We start from the raw sequence: 2,837 nt of genomic DNA on the forward strand, positions 1-2,837 counted from the left end.
CGGCCACGCAGGCTGCACAGGGCGCGTTCGACGCAGCGTCCAAGCTCGCCGACCAGTACGGCCTGAGCACGCAGTTCCAGCACCTCGTTGCTGCCAACGCCCCGGTGCTCGCGCCCATCGGACGCTGATCACCCGGCAGTTCGTCGAACTGCCTCTCACCTTGCCGCGGTGCCGCGCGCACGAGCCAGGTGACGAACGACGAAAGGGCCGCCTCACCATTCGGTGAGGCGGCCCTTTCGCTCGTATCAACGGGTTCGGGTCAGCAGACCTGACCCGAACCGATCAGTTGCCGGCCCCGTTGTACGTGTCGACGGCGGTCTGCAGATTCTCGAGCGCGGTGCCGAGCTCTGCGAGATCTCCGCTCTGCTGCGCAGTGCGCACGGCTTCGAGCGCGGCATTCAACCTGTGACCGCAGCGTCCCGTGTTGCCGAGCCGCCGGTGGACGGAGCCGGATTCGGGGAAGCCGGCGTTGTGGCCTCAGCGCCCGAGGTACCTCCCGATTCGGCCGATTGTGGATCCTCGGGAGCACCACCAGGAGCAGTGGCAGCCGCGCCTGTTCCCGCTCCGAACACCTGATCGAGCGCCTCGGACAACCTGGGCGCGTACCCGACGCGGACGCCACCTTCAGCCCCCGGCTCCCGGTAGCTGACCAGAACCTTCGTCAACTGCGGGAACGTCGAGGTCGAAGCATTCTTCCGAGAGGTGTACAGCGGTTCCACGTACAGGATTCCGCCGTCGGCAATCGGGAGCGTCAGCAAGTTGCCGTACTGCAGTTCGTTCGACTGCTCGAGCAGCGTTCTGTCCGATGCCACCCGCGCGTCGGAGGTCATCGAGTTCTGCGCCTGCTGCGGGCCCTGGGTCTGCGTCTGCGTCGGCAATTGCAGAACCGTGAACTTGCCGTAGTCGTCGGGATCGGACCGCACCGAGATGTACGAAGCCAGCAATTCTCGGTTGAACCCGACCATGGCGCTGGTCAGCCGGAACGACGGCTCTCCGGTCTCAGGATCGCCGACCAGGACGTAGTAGGGCGGCTGATTCAGATCACTGCCGGCACCGCTGTTGCTGGTCGGATCACTCGGTACGGACCAGAACGCGTTGTTGGTGAAGAACTCGTTGGGGTTGTCCACGTGGTACTTCGCCAGCATTTCTCGCTGAACCTTGAACAAGTCCTCCGGGTAGCGGAAGTGCGAACGGAGCTCGTCCGTGATCGCGGACTCGGGCTGGACCGAATTCGGAAACACGCCCATCCATGCTTTCAACACGGGATCGGTGTCATCGACCTGGTACAGCGTCACTGTGCCGTCGTACGCGTCGACCGTCGCCTTGACGGAATTTCGGATGTACGAGACCTCGTCGCGTGGGAGTGGCCGACCTGTCGTCGACTCCACGCTGTCCACGGTCAGACCGTCCAGCGATGCCCGCTGAGCGTACGGGTAGTCCTTCAACGTCGTGTAGCCGTCGACGATCCAGACGATTTTGCCGTCCACGACCGCCGGGTACGAATCGGTATCGGTGGTCAACCACGGCGCAACCTTCTGCACTCGATCACGAGGATCGCGATCGAACAGAATCTTCGAGTCGTCGCCGATAGCTCCGGAGAAGAGAATGTTTCGCTCTGCGTATTTCGCAGCGAACGCCAGGCGGTTGAACCAATTGCCCACCGAGACGCCACCCGAACCGGTGTATGTGTAGTTGGATTCGTCGGTGTCGTACTCGCGGTCCCCGGTACCGGTAGCGCCGACGATCGCGTAGTCCGGATCCGCTGCGGCGATGACTTCGCCGTAGTAGATACGGGGCTGATCGACCGGAATGACCTGCTGGGAATCCTGCGACGCGATGTCGCTGACCGTGTAGATCGGGTAGCCGCTGTTGCTGTTGGCACCCTCGGCGGTCGGATCCTGCACAGCTGCGTTGACCCTGTTGGCAGGAGCTGCAACGAAGCCGTTCCCGTGCGTGTAGACGGTGTGCCGGTTGATCCAGTCCGTCTGGTTCCCGGTCAGGGACTGCGGCGAGAGCTCGCGAGCAGCGACGATGTAGTCCTGCAGCTGCCCGTCGATCTCGTACCGGTCGATGTCGAGTGTGTCGGGGAAACCGAAGAAGTTCTTCAGCTGCTGCTGCTGGGTGAAGGTGCGGGACAACACGTTCGGGTCCAGCAGACGAGTGTTGGCGATGGTCGTCCTGTCCGCCTCGCTCTCGCGCGGATTCTGCGAACTCTCTCCCGAGTAGTCCTGGTACTCGACGACGTCATCGCCGATTCCGTACGCATCCCGCGTCGCGGTGATGTTCCGCTGGATGTAAGTGCTCTCTTTCTCCGCCGCGTTCGGGCGCACCGAGAACTGTTCCATCACCAGCGGCCAGACGGCTCCGATCAGGATGGACGAGAGGACCAGCAATGCCGTGGCCAAGGCCGGAATCCGGAGGTCACGGAGGAAGATCGCCGCGAAGAAGGCGATCGCACAGATCACGGCGATCGCGAGCAGAATCAGTTTGGCCGGCAACACCGCGTTGATGTCGGTGAAGCTGGCGCCGCTGAACGTGGGTTCCTTGCGACTGCTCGACAGCAGCGTGTACCTGTCCAACCAATATGCGACGGCCTTGAGCAGAACGAAGCTGCCCGCGATCACCGCCAGTTGAATACGCGCAGCACGAGTGAGTGCACCCTCGCGTCCGGCCAGGCGAATACCACCGAACACGTACTGCGTCAGCAGGTTCGCAAGGAAGGCCAATACGACGGCCACGAACAGCCAGTTGAGGACGAACCGGTAGAACGGGAGGTCGAACGAGTAGAACCCGACGTCGAGGCCGAACTGCGGATCGGTGGTCCCGAAGTCTCCCCC

The 2,837-nt window shown here is 63.1% G+C and carries 1 protein-coding gene; it reads right to left on the bottom strand.

Translation table 11 applies throughout. The annotated features are described in order from the left end of the window. Positions 1-398 precede the first annotated feature (398 nt). Positions 399-2,837 (bottom strand): UPF0182 family protein (locus RHBS_RS26415; protein ID WP_374700668.1); only part of this gene is annotated, 2,439 nt, incomplete at its 5' end.

Origin of the sequence: Rhodococcus sp. BS-15 (genome assembly GCF_000813105.1) — a bacterium.
Lineage (GTDB): Bacteria > Actinomycetota > Actinomycetes > Mycobacteriales > Mycobacteriaceae > Rhodococcoides.